This window comes from Aeromonas sp. Y311-2, from assembly GCF_027706025.1.
Taxonomy (GTDB): Bacteria; Pseudomonadota; Gammaproteobacteria; order Enterobacterales; family Aeromonadaceae; genus Aeromonas; species Aeromonas veronii.
In genome coordinates this window covers 1-25,190 of sequence record NZ_JAPDCL010000006.1, presented here as the reverse complement: position 1 = coordinate 25,190, position 25,190 = coordinate 1, and the positions used below count along the sequence as shown (strand labels likewise).

General features: G+C 60.3%; 22 protein-coding genes. 8 read left to right on the top strand and 14 right to left on the bottom strand.

Going from position 1 to position 25,190, the window contains the following annotated elements; genetic code table 11:
• Window positions 1–4: 4 nt before the first annotated feature.
• Window positions 5–1,012: an N-acetyl-gamma-glutamyl-phosphate reductase gene (gene argC, locus OKC42_RS07640; protein WP_270819394.1), complete on the bottom strand. Its 1,008-nt coding sequence runs from the start codon at window positions 1,010–1,012 to the stop codon at window positions 5–7.
• A gap of 271 nt (window positions 1,013–1,283) precedes the next feature.
• On the opposite strand from argC, the gene argE reads away from it, so the two are divergent.
• Together argE and ppc are read left to right on the top strand one after the other, a co-directional pair.
• On the top strand, window positions 1,284–2,429 hold the full coding sequence (gene argE, locus OKC42_RS07635; RefSeq protein ID WP_270819392.1) for an acetylornithine deacetylase: 1,146 nt from the start codon (window positions 1,284–1,286) through the stop codon (window positions 2,427–2,429).
• A gap of 231 nt (window positions 2,430–2,660) precedes the next feature.
• Window positions 2,661–5,294 (top strand): phosphoenolpyruvate carboxylase, encoded by a 2,634-nt coding sequence (gene ppc, locus OKC42_RS07630; protein ID WP_076494012.1) that lies wholly within the window; start codon window positions 2,661–2,663, stop codon window positions 5,292–5,294.
• 105 nt (window positions 5,295–5,399) lie between these two features.
• Here ppc and OKC42_RS07625 read toward each other — a convergent pair whose 3' ends face one another.
• Window positions 5,400–6,035: a Vat family streptogramin A O-acetyltransferase gene (locus OKC42_RS07625; RefSeq protein ID WP_216947871.1), complete on the bottom strand. Its 636-nt coding sequence runs from the start codon at window positions 6,033–6,035 to the stop codon at window positions 5,400–5,402.
• Between the two features lie 23 nt (window positions 6,036–6,058).
• Window positions 6,059–6,376 carry a DUF6968 family protein gene (locus tag OKC42_RS07620; RefSeq protein WP_270819390.1) on the bottom strand — a complete coding sequence of 106 codons (318 nt, stop codon included), beginning with the start codon at window positions 6,374–6,376 and terminating at the stop codon, window positions 6,059–6,061.
• Between the two features lie 349 nt (window positions 6,377–6,725).
• On the opposite strand from OKC42_RS07620, the gene OKC42_RS07615 reads away from it, so the two are divergent.
• Window positions 6,726–7,616, top strand: coding sequence for a sensor domain-containing diguanylate cyclase (locus tag OKC42_RS07615; protein ID WP_139438568.1), 891 nt, complete (start codon window positions 6,726–6,728; stop codon window positions 7,614–7,616).
• 471 nt (window positions 7,617–8,087) lie between these two features.
• Window positions 8,088–9,362, top strand: a complete 1,275-nt coding sequence (locus tag OKC42_RS07610) for an amino acid permease (RefSeq protein ID WP_333563371.1) — start codon at window positions 8,088–8,090, stop codon at window positions 9,360–9,362.
• Between the two features lie 66 nt (window positions 9,363–9,428).
• Here OKC42_RS07610 and OKC42_RS07605 read toward each other — a convergent pair whose 3' ends face one another.
• The gene (locus OKC42_RS07605; protein WP_270819388.1) at window positions 9,429–10,067 is read right to left on the bottom strand and encodes an exopolysaccharide biosynthesis protein; all 639 of its coding nucleotides are present in this window, start codon (window positions 10,065–10,067) and stop codon (window positions 9,429–9,431) included.
• A gap of 251 nt (window positions 10,068–10,318) precedes the next feature.
• Here OKC42_RS07605 and OKC42_RS07600 point away from each other — a divergent pair, with 251 nt between their 5' ends.
• Window positions 10,319–10,939: an outer membrane beta-barrel protein gene (locus OKC42_RS07600; RefSeq protein WP_270819488.1), complete on the top strand. Its 621-nt coding sequence runs from the start codon at window positions 10,319–10,321 to the stop codon at window positions 10,937–10,939.
• 89 nt (window positions 10,940–11,028) lie between these two features.
• Here the strand turns inward: OKC42_RS07600 and OKC42_RS07595 are convergent, their stop codons facing one another.
• Complete coding sequence (locus OKC42_RS07595; protein WP_270819387.1) at window positions 11,029–11,952, bottom strand: GGDEF domain-containing protein; 924 nt, start codon at window positions 11,950–11,952, stop codon at window positions 11,029–11,031.
• Window positions 11,953–12,457: 505 nt separating this feature from the next.
• On the opposite strand from OKC42_RS07595, the gene amt reads away from it, so the two are divergent.
• On the top strand, window positions 12,458–13,885 hold the full coding sequence (amt, locus tag OKC42_RS07590) for an ammonium transporter (protein WP_129503183.1): 1,428 nt from the start codon (window positions 12,458–12,460) through the stop codon (window positions 13,883–13,885).
• An 82-nt stretch (window positions 13,886–13,967) separates the two neighbouring features.
• Here amt and OKC42_RS07585 read toward each other — a convergent pair whose 3' ends face one another.
• The 9 genes from OKC42_RS07585 to OKC42_RS07545 all read right to left on the bottom strand — a co-directional run bounded on the left by OKC42_RS07585 (window position 13,968) and on the right by OKC42_RS07545 (window position 22,103).
• A complete protein-coding gene (locus OKC42_RS07585; protein ID WP_005340126.1) occupies window positions 13,968–14,435 on the bottom strand; it encodes a glycine zipper 2TM domain-containing protein in 468 nt (155 codons plus the stop codon).
• Window positions 14,436–14,532: 97 nt separating this feature from the next.
• Window positions 14,533–15,030 carry a GNAT family N-acetyltransferase gene (locus tag OKC42_RS07580; RefSeq protein WP_270819385.1) on the bottom strand — a complete coding sequence of 166 codons (498 nt, stop codon included), beginning with the start codon at window positions 15,028–15,030 and terminating at the stop codon, window positions 14,533–14,535.
• Between the two features lie 112 nt (window positions 15,031–15,142).
• Window positions 15,143–15,547: a nitrous oxide-stimulated promoter family protein gene (locus OKC42_RS07575; RefSeq protein WP_160881190.1), complete on the bottom strand. Its 405-nt coding sequence runs from the start codon at window positions 15,545–15,547 to the stop codon at window positions 15,143–15,145.
• Between the two features lie 88 nt (window positions 15,548–15,635).
• Window positions 15,636–17,438: an aminopeptidase P family protein gene (locus tag OKC42_RS07570; RefSeq protein ID WP_005355029.1), complete on the bottom strand. Its 1,803-nt coding sequence runs from the start codon at window positions 17,436–17,438 to the stop codon at window positions 15,636–15,638.
• 33 nt (window positions 17,439–17,471) lie between these two features.
• Window positions 17,472–18,137, bottom strand: coding sequence for a GntR family transcriptional regulator (locus OKC42_RS07565; RefSeq protein WP_005340138.1), 666 nt, complete (start codon window positions 18,135–18,137; stop codon window positions 17,472–17,474).
• Window positions 18,138–18,330: 193 nt separating this feature from the next.
• The gene (gene pckA, locus OKC42_RS07560) at window positions 18,331–19,956 is read right to left on the bottom strand and encodes a phosphoenolpyruvate carboxykinase (ATP) (protein WP_005340139.1); all 1,626 of its coding nucleotides are present in this window, start codon (window positions 19,954–19,956) and stop codon (window positions 18,331–18,333) included.
• Window positions 19,957–20,105: 149 nt separating this feature from the next.
• Window positions 20,106–20,990, bottom strand: a complete 885-nt coding sequence (hslO, locus tag OKC42_RS07555; RefSeq protein ID WP_005340140.1) for an Hsp33 family molecular chaperone HslO — start codon at window positions 20,988–20,990, stop codon at window positions 20,106–20,108.
• Between the two features lie 77 nt (window positions 20,991–21,067).
• Window positions 21,068–21,466: a ribosome-associated heat shock protein Hsp15 gene (gene hslR / locus OKC42_RS07550; protein ID WP_270819384.1), complete on the bottom strand. Its 399-nt coding sequence runs from the start codon at window positions 21,464–21,466 to the stop codon at window positions 21,068–21,070.
• Between the two features lie 256 nt (window positions 21,467–21,722).
• On the bottom strand, window positions 21,723–22,103 hold the full coding sequence (locus OKC42_RS07545) for a hypothetical protein (protein ID WP_005340143.1): 381 nt from the start codon (window positions 22,101–22,103) through the stop codon (window positions 21,723–21,725).
• A gap of 185 nt (window positions 22,104–22,288) precedes the next feature.
• On the opposite strand from OKC42_RS07545, the gene OKC42_RS07540 reads away from it, so the two are divergent.
• Together OKC42_RS07540 and ydiK are read left to right on the top strand one after the other, a co-directional pair.
• A complete protein-coding gene (locus OKC42_RS07540; protein ID WP_270819383.1) occupies window positions 22,289–23,677 on the top strand; it encodes a bifunctional NUDIX hydrolase/phosphatase PAP2 family protein in 1,389 nt (462 codons plus the stop codon).
• A complete protein-coding gene (gene ydiK / locus OKC42_RS07535; protein ID WP_162632505.1) occupies window positions 23,674–24,759 on the top strand; it encodes an AI-2E family transporter YdiK in 1,086 nt (361 codons plus the stop codon). Before OKC42_RS07540 ends, ydiK begins: the two co-directional genes overlap by 4 nt.
• Window positions 24,760–25,190: the final 431 nt, after the last annotated feature.

Below are 25,190 nucleotides of genomic sequence, written 5' to 3'. Positions count from 1 at the left end.
GTCCTTAAATCAGGCCGGTGGCCGGTTCAAATCCGAATTTGATATTTATGCACTGAATGGCTTGCGAGGCAGCGCCCTTGAGCAGGTTGTCGATGGCAGAGACCACCACCAGCATGTTGCCCTGCTGTTGCCAGGCGATATCGCAGTAAGGGGTGTTTGCCACACCGCGAATAGAGGGCATCTGGCCGGTGAGGCGCACCAGCGGCTTGCCTTCATAAGCCTTGAGGAAGGCCTGATCCACCTGGGTGGGGGTGACGCCGTCCGCCAGCTGCACATAGATGGTGGCCAGAATGCCGCGCACATAGTTGCCAAGGTGGGGCTGGAACAGCACCTCCTTGCCGAGGTGGTGGCTGATCTCCGGCTGGTGTCTGTGATTGAAGGTGCCGTAAGGGTTGAGGCTCACTTCGCAGAAGCTGGTGTTGATGGCGGCCTTGCGCCCGGCGCCGGAGACCCCGGAGACGGCGTTGATGATGGGCTGCCAACCCTTGGCAATCAGGCCATCCTGCTGCAGCGGTTTGAGGGCGCACAGCGATGCGGTCGGGTAGCAACCGGGCACGGCTACCAGCTGGGCGCTGGCGATGGCATCGGCATTCCACTCGGCCAGGCCATAGGCGGCCTGATCCAGCCACTGTTCGCTCTGGTGGGTGAAGCCGTAGAAGCTGTCGTAAAAGCCCTGATCCTTGACCCGGAAGGCGCCGGAGAGATCGAACACCGGCAGCCCCTTGGCGAGAAACTTGGGTGCCAGCTCGGCGCTCACCTCGTGGGCGGTGGCCAGCAGCACCAGATCGGCCTGGGTCAGGATCCGGGTCATGCCGTCGTCGTCCAGCGGCAGCAGCGGCTGATCGAGGGCGCCGACCCATTGGGGATGCAGGGAAGAGAAGCGCTTGTGGGCATCCTGACTGCCGGCGGAGACATAGAGACCGAACAGCTTGAGTTGTGGATGGTTCTGTACCAGTGCGGCCAGTTCGGCTCCCGCGTAGCCACTGGCACCGACGATAACGGTGTTAAGCATGTTGAATATTCCAAGTCAGAGTTCGAGATTCACAGCATGACGCTGCAGTGCACAAGGGTGTTCGATCGCCCCTTTGCACAAGTGCGGAGGGGCAATTCAGGCGGGTGTGTGTCGTCGGTTATAGATCAGGTGACAGAACATTAACTTTCCCTTACAACTAGAAGCCTTTGTTGATGAGCCAGATATTCAGGTAAAATTACAGAATATTCATGCACTCACTTTGCATTTGTATTTTCTAACAGAAACATTCCGGGGACGCAAGGAGGAGCTGATGGCCAATCTGGATTTTTTTTCACTTTATAAGAATATTATTGCGATTCCCTCTATCAGCAGCACGGATCCCAAGTGGGATCAGAGCAACGAGGCGGTGATCCGGCTGCTGGCTGACTGGTTCGGTCAGCTCGGTTTTCAGTGCGAGGTGACGGCGCTCCCCGACCTGCCGGGCAAGTTCAATCTGGTGGCGACGCTCGGTCAGGGGGAGGGCGGACTGCTGCTGGCGGGTCACACCGATACGGTGCCGTTCGATGAGGGGGGCTGGAGCAAGGATCCCTTCAAGGTGACCGAAGAGGGCGATCGCCTCTATGGCCTCGGCACCATCGATATGAAGGGCTTCTTCGCCTTTATCGTCGAGGCGCTCAAAGAGATCGACCTCACCAAGCTGACCAAGCCGCTGCGCATTCTCGCCACTGCCGACGAAGAGACCACCATGGCGGGGGCCCGCGCCATCGCCGCGGCGGCCGAATTGAAACCCGACTACGCCGTGATTGGCGAGCCGACCGGACTGGTGCCCGTGGTGGCCCACAAGGGGCATATGTCGGAGGCGATCCGCATTACCGGCAAGAGCGGTCACAGCTCGGATCCCGCCAACGGCGTCAACGCCATGGAGATCATGCACAAGGCGATGGGGCAGGTGCTGCGCTTGCAGCAGGATCTGAAAGATCGCTACGCCGACCACCGCTTTGCCGTTCCGCAGCCAACCCTGAACCTCGGTTACATTCAGGGCGGTGACAGCCCGAACCGCATCTGCGGTTGCTGCGAGCTGCATATCGACCTGCGACCCACTCCGCAGGTGGGGCCGGACGAGTTGATGGGGATGCTCAAAGAGGCGCTGTCGCCCATCGAGATCCACCAGCCGGGCTGCCTGCATCTGCAACATCTGCACGAACCTATTCCCGCCTATGCCTGCGCCGATGACTCTGTGCTGGTACGCGAAGCTGAGAAGGCGAGCGGCCGCGCCGCCGAGTCGGTCAACTACTGCACCGAAGCGCCGTTTATCCAGCAGCTTGGCTGCGAGACCATAGTGATGGGTCCCGGTCATATCACCCAGGCGCACCAGCCGGATGAGTATCTCGACCTCTCCTTCGTCAAGCCGACCACCTCGGTTTTGCAGCACCTGATCAGACGTTTTTGCCTGTAGCGGCGGCGGTGAAAGGGGCGTAAGAACTGTAAGTAAGTTACATAACAAGCCGGTTGTGGAGTGGTGATGGAAATACATGTTCTGAATCGGCCTGTTATTTGACCTTGCGCAGACAATCTGGGTAGATTGTCACCCTAAGATGACGGAGCATATGTTGTAATCGCACAACAATAAGTGAGGTCGTCTAGCACCCCGGATGGGTGTCAGGCACCAACAAGATAAGGATGTGGAATGAACGAAAAGTACGCCGCACTACGCGCCAACGTAGGTATGCTGGGTCAGCTGCTGGGTAAATCCATCAAGGATCATCAGGGTCAGGCCTTTCTCGACAAGATCGAAACCATTCGCCAATTGGCCAAGTCCTCCCGCAAGGGCAATGAATCAGACCGGGAACGTCTGCTCGATACCCTGCGCACCCTGAGCGATGATGAACTGCTGCCGGTGGCCCGCGCCTTCAGCCAGTTCCTCAATCTGGCCAACGTGGCGGAACAGTTCCACACCATCTCCCGTCGCTGCGAAGAGCAGGTCTGCACCCCGGATCCGCTGGAGCAGATGTTCGACAAGCTGAAAGCCTCCAACCTGTCGCAAGAGGCCATCATTCAGGCCGTGCGCGAGCTGGATATCGATCTGGTGCTGACCGCTCACCCCACCGAGGTGACCCGCCGCACCCTGATCCACAAGCACGTACAGCTCAACGACTGCCTCGAGGCGCTGGAGCTCTCCGACCTGCTGCCCCGCGAGCGGGACAAGATCCTCAATCGCATCGAACAGCTCATCAATCAGGCGTGGCACACCAACGAGATCCGCGAACAGCGCCCGACTCCAGTCGACGAGGCCAAGTGGGGCTTCGCTGTGGTGGAGAACAGCCTGTGGCCTGCCATCCCAGAATTCATGCGCAATCTGGACGAGCGTTTGCAACACCATCTGGGTGTGCGGCTGCCGCTGGATGCCGCGCCGGTCAAGTTCACCTCCTGGATGGGCGGTGACCGTGACGGCAACCCCTTCGTCACCGCCAAGGTGACTGCCGAAGTGCTGGAGCTGGGCCGCTGGATGGCGGTGAGCCTGTTCTACAAAGACATCAAGGAGCTCACCTCCGAGCTCTCCATGTCCGACTGTACCGACGCTGTGCGCGCTCGCGTTGGCGATCACCCAGAGCCCTACCGTGCGCTGGTGCGCGAGCTGCGTGAAGCGCTGCGCGAAACCAAGGAGCACCTCACTGCCAAGGTGCAGGGGCAGGTGAGCGAGAGCCAGGATCTGGTCAAGACTACCGCCCAGCTGCGCGAGCCGCTGGAGCTCTGCTACCACTCATTGCACGCCTGCGGCATGGGCAATATCGCCGATGGCATGTTGCTGGACGTGCTGCGCAAGGTCGCCTGTTTCGGCATCCATCTGGTCAAGCTGGATATCCGTCAGGATGGCGAGCGTCACGGGCTGGTCTTCTCCGAGCTGACCCGCTATCTGGGTCTGGGTGACTACGCCGAGTGGAGCGAAGATGACAAGCAGGCCTTCCTGCTTAACGAACTGAACTCCCGTCGCCCGCTCATTCCCCACGACTGGGAACCGAGCGCCGAGGTGCGCGAGACGCTCGATACCTGTCAGGTCATCGCCGAGCACGACCCCGATGCGTTCGGCATCTACATCATCTCCATGGCCGGTGCGCCGTCCGATGTGCTGTCGGTGCAACTGCTGCTCAAAGAGGCGGGCTGCAAGTTCCGCATGCCGGTCGCCCCGCTGTTTGAGACCCAGGATGACCTGATGGCAGGCACCGCCGTGATGGAGCGTCTGCTCTCGGTGGACTGGTATCGCGGCTACATTCAGGGCCGTCAGTACGTGATGATCGGTTACTCCGACTCTGCCAAGGATGCGGGCATGATGGCCGCAGGCTGGGCCCAGTACGCTGCCATGGAATCCCTGGTGGGTCTGGCCGAAGCCAACAATATCCGCCTCACCCTGTTCCATGGCCGTGGCGGTACCGTCGGTCGTGGTGGTGCCCCTGCCCATCAGGCCATCCTCTCCCAGCCGCCGGGATCCCTGCGCGGCGGTCTGCGTACCACCGAACAGGGGGAGATGATCCGCTTCAAGTTCGGTCTGCCGAAAGTGGCGATCAAGAGTCTGGAGCTCTACACCAGCGCCGTGCTGGAAGGGAACCTGCTGCCGCCGCCCAAGCCGAAAGAGTGCTGGCGCGAGGTGATGGAACAGCTGGCCGCCGACTCCTGCGATCACTACCGCAGCATTGTGCGCGGTCATCCGGACTTCGTCCCTTACTTCCGTGCCGCCACCCCGGAGATGGAGCTCGGCAAGCTGCCGCTCGGCTCCCGTCCCTCCAAGCGCAAGCCAAACGGCGGCGTCGAGAGCCTGCGCGCCATTCCGTGGATCTTCGCCTGGACCCAGAACCGCCTGATGCTGCCGGCCTGGCTCGGTGCCCACAAGGCGCTGCAACAGGCTATCGACGGCGGCAAGCTGGCGGTGCTGGAAGAGATGAGCGCCCAGTGGCCCTTCTTCCGCACTCGCCTCGAAATGCTGGAGATGGTATTCCTCAAGGCGGACGTCTGGCTCGCCGAGTACTACGACACCCGTCTGGTGCCGCAGGAGCTGTGGGGCCTTGGCAAACAGCTGCGTCAGGAGCTCGCCGAATCCATCGAGGTGGTGCTGAAGCTGAGCCCGCGCGGGGATCTGCTGGAGGATCAGCCCTGGATCAAGGAGTCCATCAAGCTCCGCAACCCCTACACAGACCCGCTCAACGTGCTGCAGGCCGAGCTGCTCAACCGCTCCCGCAACCACCCGGAGACCCTGCACCCCGAGCTGGACAAGGCGCTGATGGTCACCATCGCCGGTATTGCCGCAGGTATGCGCAACACCGGTTGATAGCCAGCTCAATCCAGCAGGCTTCAGCGATATCCATCAAGCCAAAGGGCGCCGACAAGGCGCCCTTTGTTGTTTCTACGATCTCGCTTGGTTTACAGGTTGTCTCTATGGGATTGCCGCTTCCAGCGCGGCTATCTCGCCGCCGCTGATGAGCGGCAGGTTGCGGCTGATCTGCTCTACCGGCCAGTCCCACCAGGCGATGGCGTTGAGACGGGCGATGGTGTCGTCGTCGAAGCGGTAGCGGATCACCTTGGCGGGGTTGCCGCCGACCACGGCGTAGGCGGGCACGTCGCCGGTAACCACGGAGCGGGCGGCGATGATGGCTCCGTTGCCTACCTTGACCCCCGGCATGATCAGAGCGTCATAGCCAATCCAGACATCGTTGCCGATCACGGTATCGCCCTTGTAGGGGAGGCTGCCCGGGGCGGGTGCGGCATGCTCCCAGCCGTTGCCGAAGATAAAGAAGGGGTAGGTGGAGAAGCCGGAGGTCTGGTGGTTGGCGCCGTTCATGATGAACTTCACCCCGCGGGCGATGGCGCAGAACTTGCCGATGATCAGCTTGTCGCCGATGAAGGGGAAGTGGTAGAGGACGTTGCGCTCGAAGCCCGCCGAATCCTCCGGGTCGTCGTAATAGGTGTAGTCACCCACCTCGATATTGGGCCCCTTGATGGTGTTCTTGATAAAGCACACCTGGGGAAAGCCGTTCATGGGGTGGGGATTGGCGGGATCGGGTCCGTGCATCTGGTCTCCTTGGATGGGCCGGGCTAGAGCGCCGGGAAGTAGCAGGCGCTCATGTCGATGGGGTGATCTGGGCAATTGGGCAGATAGAATTGCCAGCCCGCATCGGAGAAGGCGCGCAGCTCGGTTTCGACAAACTTGATGGCGAGGCTCAGGGCCTGCAGGCTGTCGATGCCGTAGATAAAGGTCTTTTCGCTCAGCCCCGCCAGCTTCACCTTGCAGCGCCAGTCACCGCTGGCGGACTTGGGATCCGGCTCGGGGGCCTTGATGGTGATCTTGAGGGTGAGCTGTTCCCCTTCGGTGCTGATGGCGTCGAAGTGGGCGGTGACGATGGCGTTTTTCATCTGGCGATTCCTTTTCCGTGGTACAGCCCCTGCGGTTGCGGGTGGCTAGTGTTCCTGATGGCTGATGAGGTGAAAACTGGACTCAGGACGGCCAGCGTAAATGAACTTGTGAGTTGAAACAATGGGATATGCGTGACCGGGGGAGGGGGCTTTCGCTACTGTGAGCGAGCGCAGTGGCGGGAGTAGCAACGCGTTGGCCACCTGTGGTGGCCGAGAGGCTGACGGGCTGCTAGATGTAAAGGATTGTTGGCTGTGGCCGCAGATTTTTCTGCGCTGACGATGAGGGCGAGTGAGTCCTCTTGAGGCAGAATATCTCCCCCCTGTTTGACGTTGAAGTACAGGAGTCTTCGTGGCGCTTTCGGTAACCCAGCTTTATGAAGTGATGGCCCAGCTGCCAGATCCCGTCTTTATCCTCAGTGAAGATGGCTATTACGTGGAATATATCGGCGGCATGGAGCAGCAATCCTATCACGACGGCAATCCGCTGGCGGGAAAGCAGCTGGCCGATGTGCTGCCACCCGAGATGGCCATGTGGGTCAAGGCGCAGGTGGCCGAGTCGCTGGCGAGCGGTCAGGTGCGGGTGGTGGAGTATGAGCTCTCAGCAGCCGAGGTGGGGGGGATCAATGCTGCCGCCGGGCCGCAAGGGATACAGCGTTTTGAGGGCAAGATTGCGCCGCTGCCCTCCCTCTATGACGGCAAGCGGGCGGTGGCCTGGGTGACCCGCAATATCACCCGCCAGTACGAGTTGCAGCAGCGACTGCTGCGCCAGAGTGAAACCGACCAGCTGACCGGCCTCTACAACCGCCGTTTCTTCTTCGAGCACTGCCAGCCGTTGCGGGCAGGGGAGGCCCCCTGCGGCCTCATCATGCTCGACATCGATCACTTCAAGCAGCTCAACGATCGTTACGGCCACCAGCAGGGAGATCGGGCCTTGCAGCGCTTCAGTAGTTGTATCGATGCCCTGTTGCGGGCGGACGACCTCTTTGTGCGCAGCGGTGGCGAGGAGTTTCTGATCCTGCTACCGCGGATCGATGAGGCCGGTTTGCAGCAGATGGCGGAGCAGATCCGTGCCGCCGTCGAAGCGCTGCCTGCCGATCCGGTCGCCATCACGGTCAGTCTGGGCACAACCCTGGTGCAGCCGGAGGAGGAGATAAATCAGGCGCTAGCCCGGGCCGACGAGTGGCTCTATCGGGCCAAGCGGGCAGGCCGCAACCGGGTGGCGCACTGCCCAGCAGGTTGAGAGTGCTGCCCCGGTCGCTGTCGGAAATAGCCTGCGCTTTTACTCTGAATAAATTGGCTGACATCACTGTCAATTAGTAGAAAAGTTGGCCGTATTATTTAACTCATATTCCACAGCTTAAGGTGTTAATATTATCTGCCTGATCGCTGGTCTTATTTGTGTTGTTGGGCAACAGCATGAGGTTTTATCGGTATGTTATCAAACAGGCGTGAATCTGGTTTTGGGTGACGAATGTGATACATCCTGTTGTCTTTTGAAACATTCCGATTCAAACAGTCATGAATTATTAACCTTGACCCGGATAGCGATTTCAACGATGGTAGCGTGGCAGCTCCGTTTCTCTCCGGTGGCCCTGTTGGCCGCTGGCGGCGTTGTTTTTTCATGTGCATGGTGATATGCAACGACATATCTCCAGCCTGTTATTCGGGCCAATAAAAATAATGATGACAGATTAATAAGGTATATATTGCAATGAGTGTTTCTATTGCTGAAAAGAGTAACCCTGTTTCAAAATTGAAATGGGAGAAAAGCGATTCGGTATGGACCATGGGCCTATATGCCACTGCTGTCGGTGCCGGTACGTTATTTCTCCCTATTACGGTTGGCAGTAATTCTCCGGTTATTTTACTGTTTATTTTATTGCTGGCTTTTCCGCTCTCTTATTATTCCCACCGGGCATTGAGCCGCTTTGTGCTCTCCAGCTCCCACAAGGAGGGGGATATCACCCATGTGGTGGAGGAGCACTTCGGTGCCAAGGCGGGCAAACTGCTGATGCTGGTCTATCTGATGGCCTTCTACCCCATCATTCTGGTCTACAGCATCTCCATCACCAACGCGATCCAGAGCTTCGTGGTTCACCAGCTGGGGGATGCCAAGCTGCCGCGCGGCTTGCTGGTGCTGGGGGTGATGCTGGGCCTGCATCTGGTGCTGCTGGCCGGCAAACAGATCGTGGTGTCGGCCATCAGCGTGCTGGCACTGCCGATGGTTGCCTTTCTGATTGGCCTCTCCATCTATCTGCTGCCCCAGTGGAGCCTCTCCTATTTCAGCGAGAGTCAGGCGGTGGACTGGCGTGATCCGGCGTTCTGGAAATCCCTCTGGCTGATCGTGCCGGTGATGGTCTTCTCCTTCAGCCATGCGCCCATTATTTCTTCTTTCAGCGCGGCGCAGAAGAAGCGTTGCCAAGAGAGCGCCGACCTGCGTGCCAAGCGGATCATCAAGTGCAGCAGCATGCTGATTTGCGGCAGCGTGCTCTTTTTCGTGGTGAGCTGCGTGATGAGCCTGAGTCAGGCCGAGATGGCGCTGGCCCGCACCGACAATATCTCGGTGCTGTCGGCGCTGGCGAACAAGTTCTCCAATCCGCTGATCGCCTATGTGGGGCCGCTCATCGCCATTCTGGCCATGTCCAAATCTTTCCTCGGCACCTCCATGGGGGTGAGCGAGGGGACGGTGAGCATGGTGAGCGGTGCCTGTCAGGGGCTGGGGCTCTCCCTCAAGGAGTCGACCATCGCCCGGGTGTCATCGGTGATCCTGTTTATGGTGACCGCCGTTATCACCTATCTGAACCCCAACGTGCTCGACATCATCGAGCGCGTCAGTGGCCCGCTGATCGCGGTGATCCTGTTTCTGCTGCCGGCCTGCTCCATCTATCGCTTGCCCGCACTCAAGCGTTATCGCGGGCCGAGTACCCTTTTTGTGTTGGTGATGGGGCTGCTTGCCATCTCGGCCCTTATCTACGATCTGCTTTGACCGGGCGGTATCCCGCACAAATCAAAAAGGGCGACCATCTGGTCGCCCTTTTTCTGTGCATCGGGGTTAGCCGAGCAGGCCGCTGGCGCTCTGGCCCGCCATCAGTAAGCCGATGGCCAGCACGCTGAACCAGACCAGGGTTGCGCTTACCAGCAGATAGCCGCTGGCGACGAACAGACCGTCCCGCTGCAACATGCCGGTGGCCAGCAGCAGGATGGCCCAGGCAGGCATGGCGTTGGTGAATGGGATGGCGCCCAGGGGCAGCATCAGCAGCAGGGCGGCCAGCATGATCAGCAGGCCGTTGCAGCGGTTGACCGTGTTGCTGCCGGTCAGCACCAGCAGGCGCGGGCGGATAACGCGATCGACCCGGGCCAGCAGATCCGCCCCCTTGTGCAGGGTCGGCTTGAGCTGGTCGGCGGCGAAGCGGCGCTCCATCAGCATGGCGGGCAGCCAGGGCACCCGATTGAGGGTGATGCCGATCCCGATAAAGAGGATCAGCAGGCCAAACGGGGTGCTGACCCCGGGAATGGAGACCGGCAGCAGGAAGGGGACGGTGAGCAGCACGCAAAACAGCAGCATCCCCTGTTCACCCACCAGCGCGAGCATCTGGCGCAGGCTGATGTGGTTCTCGTCGATGGCATGCGCGGTGGCCCGCAGGGTATCCGCAAGGGTAGTTTTGGGGTCGTGAAGTTGCGCGGCAACCATTCCCTGATGTCCTTCTGAGTGGTGATAACGGGCCCCGATGACCCGATTTGGCGCCAGCATACGTGGCAGAGGTTAACCGTCGATGAATGGTGGCGGGGGCGCATAGCGGCGCCAGTGGGGCGGCTCGGCAGAGGTTCCGGTGAGAGGGAAATCCCGCGATGAAAGTGACCCGGTACAGCCGCCGTTTAGGATGGGCCTAGGATGCCTCTGGTATGCTTTCTGCACAATCACACAGGGAGCAGGGGATGATGATGAAGAGAGCCGGGATAGTGATGATGGGGCTGTTGCTGCCACTGGGGCAGGCCTGGAGTAGCGAGGCCGCGACCACATCCGGTTGGCAGGTGACGCCATTTTTCGGCTACAGCTCAGCCATCGATTTTGAGAAGAGTGATGAGGTGCAGCCGGTCTCTCGCTCGGCCTCGCTCGATTCACTGCAAGGACAGAGCTCCGGCAGCTGGGGCTTCTTTATCAGCAAGGAGGTGGATGATCCGGGCATGATCGAGCTGCTCTACAGCCATCAGTCCACCCCCCTCTCTCCCGACCAGCCTGACCGCCTGACGGTGGACATCCTGCACTTTGCTGGTGCGCTGACTCTCTCTGACAACCTGATGGCGCCCTATATCGGCGCCGGGATCGGGGTGACCCGCTTTGCCGCCTACGACAGCGAGGTGACCCCTTCCATGTCGCTGGCGCTCGGGGTGCAACCGCGCCTCGCCGAGCATCTGGCCCTGCGGGCCGAGGTGCGCGGTTATGGTTCGCTGGTCAACGATAACAACCAGTTTCTCTGCAACCCGGAGCAGTGCGTGTTCAAGGTGCGCGGGGAGCTGGTAACCCAGTGGCAGGCCAATATCGGTCTTACCTTCCGCTTTTAGACGGGGGATTTTCCCCATGAAACAGGGGCCCTTGGGCCCCTGTTTCAGCAGCAATGTTCCGCCGTGATCGGTAATCAATCGGCAGCTCTTCACGCCTCCTTGTTAGTCGGCGTCGCCCATACCGCGCAGTTTCTGCCCGCCTCCTTGGCGCCATAAAGCGCCTGATCCACCCGCTTGAACAGCGAGACTGCCGGTTCCTTGGGCTCGCGGACTCCCACTCCCAGACTGACCGTCATGGTATGGGTCGGGTCGGGGGCTATGGTGCGGGTCGCAGTGAGCAGGGTGTTGGCCAGTTGCTGTAGCTCGGCTTCGTGGGCTACGGGCAGCAGCAGGGCAAACTCTTCACCCCCGACACGGGCCGCCAGCGCACCGGGCGGGCAGTGCTGTTGCAACAGCTCGCCAAACTGCTGCAACACCCGATCCCCGATATCGTGGCCGTAGTTGTCATTGATCAGCTTGAAGTGATCCAGATCCAGCAGGATGAGGGCGTGGCAAATCCCCTGTTCCAGAAACAGCTGCTGATGAAAGTAGCGCCGGTTTGGCAGCCTAGTCAGATCGTCAAACAGCGCCTGCTGTCTGAGCTGGGTATTGATGTGGAAGAGGTGGTGCATGGTGCTCAGGATGCCGATGCTGCTGAGCAGGATGCCGCTGGAGCGCAGCAGATCCTCGGCATAGATGGCGAGCCAGAGTGGCTGCGCCACCAGCTCATCCATGATGTCGGCGGTGGCCCCCATGATCCACAACATCAGACCGCAGGAGAGCATGCGGTAGGTGTGGGTGGGCAGGTGGGCGCACTGCACCACCCAGAACAGGAACAGCATGGTGAGCCAGTTGATCACCTCGAAGCCAAAGCTGACGGCGTAAAAGCGCTCGTAAGGGAAGTGGGGCAGCAGCAACAGATGAAGGGCCATGATGGCCAGCATCACTATCCCCAGCAGCGCGATGTGGGCGCGATGCTCCCGGTCGAGATGACGGTAGTGGGAGAGGCTGATGTCGAGACGATCGAACTGCATGGTGTTCCTCGGATTGGGACTGCCATCAGGTTGCAAACAAGAGGCTGCGTAATGGCATGCCGTGGTCGGATAACAGGAAACGGCTGGTCTGTCAGTGTAAACGAGCGGGCCCGCAGCGCGCGATATCGATGACGTCAGCTTGTGGGCTGGCTCCGGGTTTGCGCACTTCTGGTGCGCGACGTATCGCCTGCCCTGTGACAGGGCGACCCTGGGCAGGTTAGCGCAGCTCATGCGCCAAATTGGTGCATTGATGATGCGCATTCTTACTAATACCATGATTTAAAAGGATTTAAATTTGTGGCCCGCTTTATGCTTTTTACATGTCAGACGGTCTCTTGCGGTCATCGGCGGCAGATGCAGTGATGAGGAAGTGGCAAGAGGCATCCCCGTGCCGGGCGCGGGTGTGATTCTGGCGGGTTGCAGCAACACCTTGCGGTTCGCCACAGATTCAATCAGGGAAACGGAGCCGGTCTTGTACCGGTACGACAGGGAAGGAGAGTGCTCTATGGTCAAAAAATGGATGATGGCGGGTCTGACGATGTTGCCTGCCTTGCTGGTTACCCCAAGTTGGGCCGAAGAGGTCGCTCAGGTACAGGCGGCGGTGGCGCCGGTTGCCGCCATGACAATCAACAAGGGTGACAACACCTGGATGCTGCTCTCGGCTGCGCTGGTGATCCTGATGTCGATCCCCGGTCTGGCCCTCTTCTACGGTGGTCTGGTGCGGGCCAAAAACATGCTGAGCGTGCTGATGCAGGTCTTTACCCTGTTCTGCCTCATCTGCGTGCTCTGGGTGATCTACGGCTATTCGCTGGCCTTTACCGAGGGGGGCAATTTCTATGGCTCCTTCAGCAAGGTGCTGCTCAAGGGGGTGACCCCTGACTCCATCGCCGCCACCTTCAGCAAGGGTGTCGGGATCAGCGAGCTGATCTATGTGGTGTTCCAGGGGGCCTTTGCCGCCATCACCTGCGGCCTTATCGTGGGGGCGTTTGCCGAGCGCATTAAGTTTGCTGCCGTGCTGCTCTTCTCGGTGATCTGGTTCACCTTCGCCTATATCCCGCTGGCTCATATGGTGTGGTACTGGGCGGGTCCGGATGCCTATACCAGCGCCGAGGCTGCGTCCACAGCGACCGCCACTGCCGGCTATCTGTTCCAGCATGGTGCGCTGGACTTTGCAGGCGGCACAGTGGTGCACATCAACGCCGCCGTGGCGGGTCTGGTGGGTGCCTATCTGGTGGGCAAGCGTCTGGGCTACGGTCGTGATCCCATGACCCCCCACAGCCTGACCATGACCATGATCGGTGCCTCCCTGCTCTGGTTCGGCTGGTTTGGTTTCAACGCCGGCTCCGCGCTGGAAGCCAACGGTATCGCCGCACTCGCCTTTATCAACACCTGGGTGGCGCCGGCTGCGGCAGCTCTCTCATGGACCTTGGCCGAGTGGGTGATGAAGGGACGTCCCTCCCTGCTGGGGGCGGCATCCGGTGCGGTGTCCGGTCTGGTGGTGATCACCCCGGCAGCCGGTTTCGTCGGTGTGGGCGGTGGTCTGGTGATGGGCCTTATCAGTGGCGTGGCAGGTCTGTGGGGTGTCCACGGTCTCAAGCGCCTGCTGGGTGCCGATGACAGTCTGGACGTGTTTGGCGTACACGGGGTGTGCGGCATTCTCGGTGCTCTGCTGACCGGCGTTTTTGCCAGCCCGGATCTGGGCGGCACCGGGGTGTGGGACTATGTCACCAATCAGGTGGCCGAGGGTTACTCCATTCTGACTCAGGTGAAGATCCAGGCTATCGGGGTCGGTGTCACTCTGCTCTGGTCCGGTGCCGTGGCGGCGATTGCCTTCAAGGCGGTCGACATGCTGGTGGGTCTGCGGGTGAATGGCGATGCCGAGCGGGAAGGGCTGGATGTCACCTCCCACGGCGAGAAGGCTTACAGCATGTAATCCCGAATGCCAGACAACAAAAAACCGCCGGAACCGGCGGTTTTTTTATGACTCTATAGCTGCAAAGCCTGAGTTCACACTCTTAGTTCACGACGGCCACGTTGATGCTGCCATTGCCCTGGGTCATGCGCACGCGAGCACCCGGGGTGAAGGTGGGGCTGGCTTTCTGCACGACCACGATGGCTTCGCCATTCTCTTTCTTGATCTCCAGCTCGACGCCGTCGACCTGATTCATCTTGTTGCCGATGGCGTTACCTGCTGCTGCACCGGCGATGGCGCCGCCTGCGGCTGCGATGTCGCGTCCGGTGCCGCCACCGACTGTGCTGCCCAGCAGGCCACCGACCACGGCGCCGCCAATGGTGCCAATCAGGGAGTTCTCATCGGCCTGGATCTTCACCGGGCGGGTGGAGATGATGGTGCCGTAGCTGACGGTCTGCACCTGTTTGGCGCGGTCTTTGGTGTAAACATCGCCAGAGTAAACGTCACTGTTGGCGCATCCGGTGATGGTGGTCGCTGCCAGCAGGGCAATAAGGGTCATACGCTTCAACATGGTGGGCCTCCTGGGCTGCACGTAATTTGAACAATCCGGTTGATGAGTGAACTTTACTCCAACCCCGTCACACATGAAATCGGCAAAATGTAACCAATTATGCGTTCTGTAACCGGTTTTGTCCTTGAATCGCAGCTGTACCGGAGAGGGTTTTAACCAGCAGCAGACGGTCTTCTCCGGGGCCGAAATAGTCGGCTACTTCCGCCTGCAATGTGTAACCGAGCCGGTAGTAGAGGCGCTGGGCTGGATTGGCCGGATCGACCGTGAGCCGCAGTTCGCTGATCTGCAGCGCCTGCTGGTTGGCCTCCATCTGGCGCATCATTCGCTCGGCCAGACCAAAACCGCGTGCCTCGGGCAGCACCGCCAGCGAGAGTACCCAGCCTTGCGACCGCTCCTGACCGACCCCCCCCAGCACATAACCCACCAGTTGCCCCTCGTATTCGGCCACCAGCAACAACTCGGGCCACAAATCCATCGCCTGACGGAAGAAGAAGGCGGGATAGACATCTTCGCCAAACACCTTGGCATCGATCTGCCAGATGGCGTGCATGTCATTGTGGGTGGCGGGGCGTAGCAGGGGCGGGTTGTGGTGCATCAGGACTCCATTGGCAGCAAACGGATCGGCAACGCCGCTGACCTTGGGGTCAACGGCAAAAAAGGAGTCATAGGGTAGTGGTTATCCCCTGCCGGATGCAAGGGATTGGCGGTTATGGCGGCAGGGGGCGGCTCTGGGGCAGTTTGGGCGCTTTGCGCAAGCCGTCGAGCAGATGGCGAAGGGTGAGCCAGGGGTGGCGCAGCAACATGCGCGGGCCGCTCCACTTCATCACCTGCTGGATCTGTTTGCGCATCGCCGGTGCGTAACAGTGGATATTGCAGTTGGCGCAGGTGGGTTTGTGGCCATGGTCATAACGGCAGCGACGAAGGCGCTGATGGGCGAAATCCCGCAACTGGCGACAGTGGCGGCAATGGGGATCCTGATGATGGTGCTGGCAGTAGAGGCGGATCATGGCGCTGACCGTCTGCTGCTCGCGCATGAGTCTGGGGTGGTCACTCGCCTTTTTGCTGGCTGCGGCGTGTGAGCCCCGGGCTGGGCTGGCATGATGACTTTTCATGGCCGCCATTCTCCTGACCTGCTCGCTTTGGAGTGTTGATACAGGTCAAAAGGGGGGATAAAAAACAGGGCCCGCAGGCCCTGTGTCATCAGATGAGGCTGGTTGCCTGCTCCAGCCAGGCGAGATCCTCGCCCTCGAGCAGCGGGCTCAGGCGGCGGAACACCTCGACATGGTATTCGTTGATCCAGCGGAATTCGGCCGGGCTCAGCAGGCTGCGGTCGATCAGGCGGGTATCGAACGGCACGTAGGTCAGGCGCTCGAAGCCCAGCATCGGCAGCTCGCCAACCTGTTCCAGCTCGGTCACGACTACCAGGTTCTCGCAGCGGATACCGAAGCCATCTTCGCGGTAGTAGCCCGGCTCGTTGGAGAGCACCATGCCCGGTTGCAGGGCAACCATGCTCCCTTTCGGCGCGATGCGCTGGGGCCCTTCGTGGACACTCAGGAAGTGGCCGACGCCGTGACCGGTGCCGTGGTCATAGTTGTAACCGGCTTGCCACAGCGGCATGCGGGCCAGCACGTCGAGCTGGATACCGGCGGTACCACGGGGGAAGCGGGCCTGATCCAGCGCGATATGGCCCTGCAGTACCCGGGTAAACATCGCTTTCTGCTCGTCGCTCACCTCACCCACCTTGATGGTGCGGGTGATGTCGGTGGTGCCATCCATATACTGGGCGCCGGAGTCCAGCAGATAGAGGCTGTCCTGACCAAACGCACGGGGGGTGCCGTTGGTGTGGTGGTAGTGGCACATGGCGGCGTTGGGGCCGAGCGCAGAGATGGTATCGAAGCTCGGCTCGACGTAGTGCTCCTGCTCGCGGCGGAACGCTTCCACCTGATCGGCCAGGGTGCCTTCATCCACCCCCTCGAACTCGCCGGAGGCGACCAGCCGATCCAGCCAGGCGAGGAAGCGGGTCATGGCCACGCCATCACGCAGGTGAGCGGCACGCATGCCGGTCAGCTCGATCTCGTTCTTGCACGCTTTCGGCAGCATGGTGGGGTCCTGCCCTGCCACCAGAATGGCGCCCGCCTCTTCCATGACGAGCTGGGTCCAGGCGTTGGCGCTGTCCGGATCGGCCAGCACCTTCTGCTGATCTTCACCGATGCGCTGCAACACGTCGCCCAGCTTGTCGATGGGGTAGACGGAGACATCCTGCCCCACGTGCTGGGTAAAGGCGAAGCAGTCAATTTTGTCGGTATCGACGAAGAAATCCATGCTGGTGTTGGCGTAGAGCACCGCAAAGCCCAGCACCACCGGCAGCCGGTCGATATCGCGACCACGCAGGTTTAGCAGCCAGTTGATGGGCTCGGCCTGGGTCAGCAGCACCGCATCCAGCCCGCGCTTGCGCAGGTCGGCCGCCAGCTGTTCACGTTTGGACTGGCTGGACTGGCCCGCCAACTCCTCGCTGTAGAGGATGACCGGGCTCTTGGTCGGCTCCGGGCGATCGCTCCAGTTCAGGTCGATGGGGTTCTGCTCGACGCGGATCAGCTCGATACCGCGATCGGCCAGCACGGCCTTGGCGTTCTTGTACCAGGTCAGGCTGTGCAGGCGGGCATCGAAGCCAACCCGGGAGCCTGACGGCAGCTGCTCGGCCAGCCACTGGACATGAGGATTTTCAATGAGGTGGAGGAATTCGAACAGTTCGGCGGGAGTTTGCATCCGCGCCTGCACCGTATAGCGACCATCGACAAAGAGGGCTGCTCGCTGGGCCATGATGATGGCGACGCCGGCAGAGCCGTTGAAACCGGTGATCCAGTCAAGCCGCTCGGCATAGGCGGGGATGTACTCGCCGAGGTGCTCATCATCGTGGGGGACGATAAATGCGTCCAACTCCTGCATGGCCAGCTCGGCCCTGACTTGGGCGACGCGGGTTTCAATTATCTCGAAATTATTCATGTCGTTAGTGCCAGATGGTTGCTATATGAGTGTTCAGTTTTTATGGCCGCTGGCCAGGATCCGCTTGATCGACTGACCCGCTGCTTCGATATGCTGCCTGAGCAGCACCACCGCCTCGTGCTTGCGCCGGGCGCGGCACAGTTCCAGCAATTGGGCGTGTTCACGCTCCGCCTTGTCCACCCCGTCGCTGGCAAACAGCAGCTCGAAGCGGACATAGCGGTCACAGCTCAGATTGATCTGGGCGATCAGTTCAAGTGCCTGGGGGCGACCGGCTGCCTGATAGAGGGTGGCGTGAAAGCTGTGGTTCAACTCGGCCCAATGTTCGATCTGGGTGCCTGACTCCAGGGCGTGATCAAACTGGGCGAGGATCGCCTCCGCTTGTGCGAAGGTGGCTTCCGTCATCTTGTCGACGGCGTGAAACAGGGTATCGGCTTCCAGCAGCGCTCGCAAATAAAAGAGCTCTTCAATGGCCGAGGCGTCCAGCATGGTGACCACGGCGCCGCGATGGGCTTCGAACTTCACCAGCCCCTGCGCTTCCAGTTGCATCAGGGCTTCGCGCACCGGAATGCGGCTCACGGCCAGCTCTTTGGCAATCGCATCCTGACGCAAGGGGGCGCCAGCGGGGAACTCCCCACGGAGGATCCGGCCACGGAGGTTTTCCATCACCATCTGGGTTCGGGTCTTGTAGGGTGGGGTCATGGTCGGGTCACGATTGGGCGTTACAGAATTGTATATTGTATAAAGTTTGGCTGAATCTAACCTGTCACAATGGGCAAAGGCAAGGTTTTGGCCCCTTTAACGGGGCCGATGGCGGCGTTCGGGGCTCCACAAAAACAAAAATGCCGGTCAGCGTGGCTGACCGGCATGATGTCACTGATACGAAGCGAGCCAGTTACAGCTGCGGGCCTGCCGCAACCAGACGTTTGCCTTCGTCGTTATCGGTGAAGCGCTCGAAGTTTTTGATGAAGCGCCCTGCCAGATCGACGGCCTTGGCATCCCACTCGGCCTTGTCGGCGTAAGTGTCGCGCGGGTCGAGGATCGCCGGGTTCACATCGTGCAGTGCGGTCGGGATCTCCAGATTGAAGATCGGCAGCACCTTGGTCTCGGCCTTCTCGATGGAGCCATCCAGGATGGCGTCGATGATGGCGCGGGTATCCTTGATGGAGATGCGCTTGCCGGTGCCGTTCCAGCCGGTGTTGACCAGATAGGCCTCTGCCCCTGCCGCTTCCATCCGTTTCACCAGCTCCTGACCGTACTTGGTCGGGTGCAGGGAGAGGAAGGCTGCGCCGAAGCAGGAGGAGAAGGTCGGAGTCGGCTCAGTGATGCCGCGCTCGGTACCGGCCAGTTTGGCGGTGAAGCCAGACAGGAAGTGGTACTTGGTCTGCTCCTTGGTCAGTTTGGAGACCGGGGGCAGCACGCCGAAGGCGTCGGCAGTCAGGAAGATCACCTTGGTGGCGTGACCTGCCTTGGAGACCGGCTTGACGATGTTGTCGATGTGATAGATGGGGTAGGAGACGCGGGTGTTCTCGGTCTTGGAGCCATCATCGAAGTCGATGGTGCCATCGGCAGCAACGGTTACGTTCTCCAGCAGCGCATCGCGACGGATGGCGTGGTAGATGTCCGGCTCAGCCTCTTCGGAGAGCTTGATGGTCTTGGCGTAGCAGCCCCCTTCGAAGTTGAACACGCCGTGGTCATCCCAGCCGTGCTCGTCATCGCCGATCAGCTGACGCTTGGGATCGGTGGAGAGGGTGGTCTTGCCTGTGCCGGAGAGGCCGAAGAAGATGGCCACGTCGCCGTCCTGACCCACGTTGGCGGAGCAGTGCATGGAGGCAATGCCGCGCAGGGGCAGGAAGTAGTTCATCATGGAGAACATGCCCTTCTTCATCTCGCCACCGTACCAGGTGCCACCGATGAGCTGCATCTTCTCGGTCATGTTGAAGGCAACAAAGTTCTCGGAGTTGAGACCCTGCTCCTTCCAGTTCGGGTTGGTGCACTTGGCACCGTTCATCACCACGAAGTCAGGCTTGAAGGTTTTCAGCTCTTCATCGCTCGGGCGGATGAACATGTTTTTCACGAAGTGTGCCTGCCAGGCCACCTCGGTGATGATGCGCACGGCCAGGCGGGTATCCGGGTTGGCACCGCAGAAACCATCGACCACAAACAGGCGCTTGCCGGAGAGCTGTTTGGTGACCAGCCCTTTCAGATGTGACCACACTTCCGGGGTAATCGCTTTGTTATCGTTTTTACCCTGGTCAGACCACCATACAGTATCCTGGGTAGTGGCATCTTTGACGATATATTTATCTTTCGGGGAGCGACCGGTGAAGATACCGGTATTTACGTTGACGGCGCCCAGCTCGGTCACCACACCGCGCTCGAACCCTTCCAGGTCAGGGCGTGTCTCTTCCGCGAAAAGCTGCTCGTAAGAGGGGTTGCGAACGATTTCTTGGCTGTTTTTGATGCCGTACTGGTCCAGTCCTAATTGTTGGGCCAGGGTGGGTTCTGCCACGATTGTCATTGTATTCTCCTGGGTTCAGAGGTTGGTAGGGTTCTATCTGACGGTCATCCTATCACTTAGGTGGTAGAGTTTAGCGATCGCCATCAAACTTTATAAAATAGGGTATTTTTTTGTTATTAAAGTTAAAGGCGGGTTTTGCCCGCCTTTAATTAGTGTAACTGGTTTGCATCATTGCCGGGAGCCCTGCTGAACAGGGTTTCGACATCGATCCCATTAAATTGGTACTGGGCGCCGCAATAATCACAGTGCATGTCGATCTTGCCGAGCTCCTGCACCATCTCCATGACCTCTTCCTTTTCTATCTGCAGCAGGGCCCCTTCGCAGCGCTCGCGGGAGCAGGTGCAACGGAACTCGACCGCCTGCGGATCGAACACCCGCACCTTGTCCTGATGGTAGAGACGGTAGAGGATCTCCTCTGCCTGCAGGCCGAACAGCTCTTCATCCTTGATGGTGCTGGTGAGCTGGGTCAGGTGATCGAAATCGTTGCTGTGATCCTCGCTCTGGGCGGGCAGCTCCTGCAGCATGATGCCGGCAGCGCGCGGCGCACCTTCGTGATAGCCGGTGCGGATCCACAGCTTGGTGGCCAGCTGTTCGGAGCGGGCGAAGTAGTGCTCCAGGCAGCCCGCCAGGGTGTCGGCATCCAGCGCGATGATGCCCTGATAGCGCTCGCCCTGCTCCGGGGTGATGGTGATGATCAGCTGGCCGTTGCCAATCAGGCTCTGCAGCTTGCCATCGCTCGGCAGCTCGCCTTCATAGCGGGCCACGCCGCGCAGCTGCTGGTTGTTGTCACCGTTGATCACGGCCAGACGCACCGGGCCATCGCCCTGCAGCTGTACGGTAATGGAGCCTTCAAACTTGAGGGTGGCGGTCAGCAGGCTGGTGGCGACCAGCAGCTCGCCCAGCAGTTTTTGCACCTGCACCGGGTAGTTCTGGGCTTCCACCACGTGGCGGTAGGTGTGATCCAGCTGGACCAGCTCGCCACGCACTTCGTACTCTTCAAACAGATAGCGATACAGCAGATCTTGGTTGCTCATCATGTATTCCTGGCTTTTCGGTGAGGTAAATCGGGCGGGCTGGGGTTGATGCCAGCCCGGTATCAAATCGGGGTCGGTCAGTACTGTTTGACCTTGAGCAACTGGCGTCGCTCCTGCTTGTCGGGGCGGCGCTCGGGGCTGGGGGCAAACTGGCTGTTGAAGCGGCGCGCCTCGCTGTTCTCGGCCCGTTTTTTCTGGCTCTCGGCGGTCTCTTCATAGAGCTGCTGGGCCAGCGGTGCCGATTTGCGCTGCTCGCTCAAGGCCAGCACCCGCACTTCGCGTTCGTCCTGCCCCTGCCAGAAGCGGATCAGTGCCCCCACTTCCACCTGTTTGCCCGGTTTGCTGCGCTGACCATTGTAGTGCACCTTGCCCCCGTCTATCTGATCCCGCGCAATGGAGCGGGTCTTGTAGAAACGGGCTGCCCACAACCACTTGTCGAGACGAACCTCGAGGGCACTTTCTGCATGATTGGGCATGAACAGGCTCCATAACGGGGAAAAGAGGTGGTCGATTATACCAGAGCACGGGGTCGGGATAGAAACCGGGCAGCCGCCGCGCGGGGCGCAAACCATGTCAAGGTGATGCAACATATGGGCAGTTTGCTGATTCACAAGGGAAAGCCGCTGCTTTATCGGGTATTCATGGGGGCTGGGAGGGGCCTTCATACCGCGCATATAAAGCTGCCGCCCCGGTTGGGGGCGGCAGCGTTCACATCCATCAACCATGTCAGAGTCAGAAGTGATCGTGCTGATCCGGCTTCTTCTGGTCGTGCGGCCCTTCGCTGTGGGCGATGGCGGTGCGGATCAGATCAACCCCGGCGCGGATAATCAGCACCCCCATGTTGACCAGCTTGACGCAGACCCACATGAAGGTGATGAGCAGGATCAGCTTGAGCACGGTCTGGAAGGCTTCCAGGAAATTCTGCTCCAGCTGGGCGGTCAGGCCGTTGGCGCTGGTCATCAGCCAGGTGTAGACCTCGCGCACGAACGGGATGCGGCTTGGCATCTCCAGTACATCCAGTGCGGCAGGGAGCGCCTGGAAGATGACGATGCTGCCGAACAGGATCAAAATGACACCGATGGCGATGCCGAGGAAAAAGCCGAACTGTCTCATGGAGGGCTCCAGCGTTTGCTGCATGAAATTGAAGATAGCCGCCAATAGTAGGGAGTGCCCTGCTTCATCGCAATCTTCCGTGCACCGCCTGCGTGGCGGGAACCGCGGCAATCCGGCCGCTACCGTTGCCCAACTATCTGATTTCTGGGAGGCTTGTCGCCATTGTGCATAGGGAAAGCAAATTGATGTCTAGAACCCTCTTTTTACTCTTGCTGGCGCTGTTTGCCGCTCTGCCAGCCCTGAGTGCCGAACCGGCTGGCCCCACGGCAGCGGCCTGCGCCATCCGTCATCAGGATCAACTGCTGCTGGTGCAGGATCGCATCTCCTCCCGCTACAGCCTGAGCGGTGGCTATATCGATGGCGGCGAGCGCCCCGAGCAGGCGGCGCTGCGCGAACTCTATGAAGAGACCGGCTTGCGGGGGGAGGTGGTGCAGGAGTTGGGCCGCTGGCAGCGGGCGGTTATCTTCGCCTGCCGCACGCTGGAACCGATTGTCGCGCAGCAAGATTCCGATTTTGTCTCGCTGCTGAAGGCCCCCAATCTGGGGGGAGAGATCCTTAACGCCCGGCTGATCGCCATTGACCAGCTCCCCCGCGAGCAGCGCCGCTTCCCGGATCAGCTCGACTGGCTGCAATCCCGACTGGATAAGGTGCCCGAGAGCGAGGTGCACTGGCAGGCCGATTTCGTGGCGCAGGGCAATGCGCTGCATCAGGCCGAGATCCCGCTGATGCAGCGGCTGCAGCAGTGGCTGGGGCCCGATGTGTGGTGGCTGTCAGTCAGCAATCTGTCTGGTTCAGGCGGCTTTCAGCTTGCCCTGATACCTTTGCTGCTCCCGCTGCTGGGGTGGCCACGGTTGCGCCAGCTGCTGTTCGCCATGCTGTGGCTTGGCTTGCTGGTGCAGGCGAGCAAGGAGGGAATTGGCTGGCCGCGCCCCTTCCATCTGCAACCGCTGCTGGCAACCCAGAGCGCGCAAGGCTTTGGCATGCCGAGCGGCCATACCGCCTCGGCCCTGCTGTTCTGGGGGGCGCTGCTTGGCTGGTTCTGGCCTGCCCGGCGCGGGCTGGCCTATTCGCTGGCCTTGCTGCTGGCGCTGACTACAGGTCTGGCGCGGGTTTGGCTCGGGGTGCACTTTATCTCCGACGTGGCGGTGGGCCTGCTGATAGGCGCCTTGCTGCTGGCCGCGCGTCCCTGCTGGCGTGCCGACAGGCATTCGGCGGTTTGGCTGCTGCTGATCGCATCTGCACTGGCGTTTGGTGGGCTGACCCAATCGGCCCATCTGGCCGGGATCGGGCTGGCGGCTCTCGGGCTCTGGGTTGGCGGTTTGCGCTCCCTGACTCGCGGCGGTTATTCCCCCATCCTGACCGGCGCGGTCACCCTGGCGGGAGGCGCGGTGATTGGGGCGGGACTCTGGGCGCTGCCGCTGCTGACCAGCAGTTCGCTGGCTATCCTGCTTGGTCAGTTTGTGCTCTTTTTCGGGCTGGGGCTCTGGTTGAGCGCTGGCCTCTGGTGGATACTCTCTTTCTTGAAATGCGACACACGACCCAAGGGCAACGGCTCTGACAAGGGAACTCTATGAATGTGAAAAAAGTGGATTTGGCCAAGATAACCCTGGGGGTGCTGTTTCTCAGCATCCTGATTATCTCCTGTTTCCTGGTGTTGCAGCCCTTCCTGCCTGCGCTGGTGTGGGCCACCATGATCACCATCGCCACCTGGCCGCTGATGTTGATGGTGCAGCGCCTGTTGTGGGGCAAGCGCACCCTGGCGGCCCTCTTTATGACGCTGGTGCTGCTGCTGATGTTTGTCATCCCGCTTTTTATGACGCTGGCCAATGTGGCGGAGAAGGCGCCCATGCTGATCGAGCTGGGTACCCATATCAGCCAGTCACCGCCACCGGAGCTGCTCTGGCTGCAACAGATCCCGCTGGTGGGCGACAAGCTCTATGACTTCTGGCAGCAAATTCTGGCGAGCGGTGGTCAGGTGCTGTTTGCCAAGCTGGCCCCCTATTTTGGCCAGACCGCCCGCTGGTTGGCCTCTCAGGCGGGTAATCTTGGGCTGCTGTTTGTCCACTTCCTGCTGACGGTCGGTATCTGCGGTGTGCTCTATCACTCAGGTGAAGTGGTGGCGACCGGCATTCGCCGCTTCGCCCACCGGCTGGCGGGTCAGCGTGGCGACAACGCCACTGTGCTCGCTTCACAGGCGATCCGTGCCGTGGCGATGGGGGTGGTGGTGACCGCGCTGGTGCAATCCTCGGTGGCCGGTGTCGGCCTGCTGATTGCCGGTATCCCCTACGCCATGGTGCTGGTGGTGGTGATGTTCCTGCTGATCGTCGCCCAGATCGGCCCCTTCCCGGTGCTGCTGGCCTGTATCGGCTACCTCTACTGGAGCGGTGATACCACCTGGGGCACCTTCCTGCTGGTGTGGTCACTGATTGCGGGCACCATGGACAACTTCCTGCGCCCCTTCCTGATCAAGCGGGGCGCCGACCTGCCGCTCATCCTCATTCTGGTGGGGGTAATCGGTGGCTTGCTGACCATGGGGATCATCGGTTTGTTTATCGGCCCCGTGGTGCTGGCGGTGGGCTACACCCTGCTGGATGCCTGGATCAAGGAAGATGACCAACCGGCGACTGCTGCGGTGGAACCGCCCAAGGCCCAATAACGATTCAGTAAAAAGACGATTCGGTAACAAGATGAATCAGTCACCATCGCTGATACCAAGAGCCGCCCATAAGGGCGGCTCTTTGGTTTCTGACGACCGTGATTTATGGCGATCGTGTCAGGCTGGCTGATCTGCGCCAACCGGCATATCCCACATATTACCGTCCCATGCAGGTTCGATTAGCGAAGCGTAATCGGACGATCGAGATACCGCTGTCCAGGTGTTTCCGTGAATCAGCGGCATCTGGCAGAGGAGAAATATGGATGGCCGTTATCGCGGGGGAATTAATTTACGCGAACGTCCGATTACCCCTGACGGCTAATCTAACCTACGGGCCTAACACCCGTAGTACACCTCAGAGATCCCCTCATTTTTAGAGACTCAAATAATTCCAAGTGTGCGGGTATATAAGCGGTGTTGCTTCAGGTAGT

Bases quoted from the DNA above. Each gene is read 5' to 3' on its own strand.
- argC (WP_270819394.1), bottom strand. From the start codon at position 1,012: ATGCTTAACACCGTTATCGTCGGTGCCAGTGGCTACGCGGGAGCCGAA.
- argE (WP_270819392.1), top strand. From the start codon at position 1,284: ATGGCCAATCTGGATTTTTTTTCACTTTATAAGAATATTATTGCGATT.
- ppc (WP_076494012.1), top strand. From the start codon at position 2,661: ATGAACGAAAAGTACGCCGCACTACGCGCCAACGTAGGTATGCTGGGT.
- OKC42_RS07625 (WP_216947871.1), bottom strand. From the start codon at position 6,035: ATGCACGGACCCGATCCCGCCAATCCCCACCCCATGAACGGCTTTCCC.
- OKC42_RS07620 (WP_270819390.1), bottom strand. From the start codon at position 6,376: ATGAAAAACGCCATCGTCACCGCCCACTTCGACGCCATCAGCACCGAA.
- OKC42_RS07610 (WP_333563371.1), top strand. From the start codon at position 8,088: ATGAGTGTTTCTATTGCTGAAAAGAGTAACCCTGTTTCAAAATTGAAA.
- OKC42_RS07605 (WP_270819388.1), bottom strand. From the start codon at position 10,067: ATGGTTGCCGCGCAACTTCACGACCCCAAAACTACCCTTGCGGATACC.
- OKC42_RS07600 (WP_270819488.1), top strand. From the start codon at position 10,319: ATGAAGAGAGCCGGGATAGTGATGATGGGGCTGTTGCTGCCACTGGGG.
- OKC42_RS07595 (WP_270819387.1), bottom strand. From the start codon at position 11,952: ATGCAGTTCGATCGTCTCGACATCAGCCTCTCCCACTACCGTCATCTC.
- amt (WP_129503183.1), top strand. From the start codon at position 12,458: ATGGTCAAAAAATGGATGATGGCGGGTCTGACGATGTTGCCTGCCTTG.
- OKC42_RS07585 (WP_005340126.1), bottom strand. From the start codon at position 14,435: ATGTTGAAGCGTATGACCCTTATTGCCCTGCTGGCAGCGACCACCATC.
- OKC42_RS07580 (WP_270819385.1), bottom strand. From the start codon at position 15,030: ATGCACCACAACCCGCCCCTGCTACGCCCCGCCACCCACAATGACATG.
- OKC42_RS07575 (WP_160881190.1), bottom strand. From the start codon at position 15,547: ATGAAAAGTCATCATGCCAGCCCAGCCCGGGGCTCACACGCCGCAGCC.
- OKC42_RS07570 (WP_005355029.1), bottom strand. From the start codon at position 17,438: ATGAATAATTTCGAGATAATTGAAACCCGCGTCGCCCAAGTCAGGGCC.
- OKC42_RS07565 (WP_005340138.1), bottom strand. From the start codon at position 18,137: ATGACCCCACCCTACAAGACCCGAACCCAGATGGTGATGGAAAACCTC.
- pckA (WP_005340139.1), bottom strand. From the start codon at position 19,956: ATGACAATCGTGGCAGAACCCACCCTGGCCCAACAATTAGGACTGGAC.
- hslO (WP_005340140.1), bottom strand. From the start codon at position 20,990: ATGAGCAACCAAGATCTGCTGTATCGCTATCTGTTTGAAGAGTACGAA.
- hslR (WP_270819384.1), bottom strand. From the start codon at position 21,466: ATGCCCAATCATGCAGAAAGTGCCCTCGAGGTTCGTCTCGACAAGTGG.
- OKC42_RS07545 (WP_005340143.1), bottom strand. From the start codon at position 22,103: ATGAGACAGTTCGGCTTTTTCCTCGGCATCGCCATCGGTGTCATTTTG.
- OKC42_RS07540 (WP_270819383.1), top strand. From the start codon at position 22,289: ATGTCTAGAACCCTCTTTTTACTCTTGCTGGCGCTGTTTGCCGCTCTG.
- ydiK (WP_162632505.1), top strand. From the start codon at position 23,674: ATGAATGTGAAAAAAGTGGATTTGGCCAAGATAACCCTGGGGGTGCTG.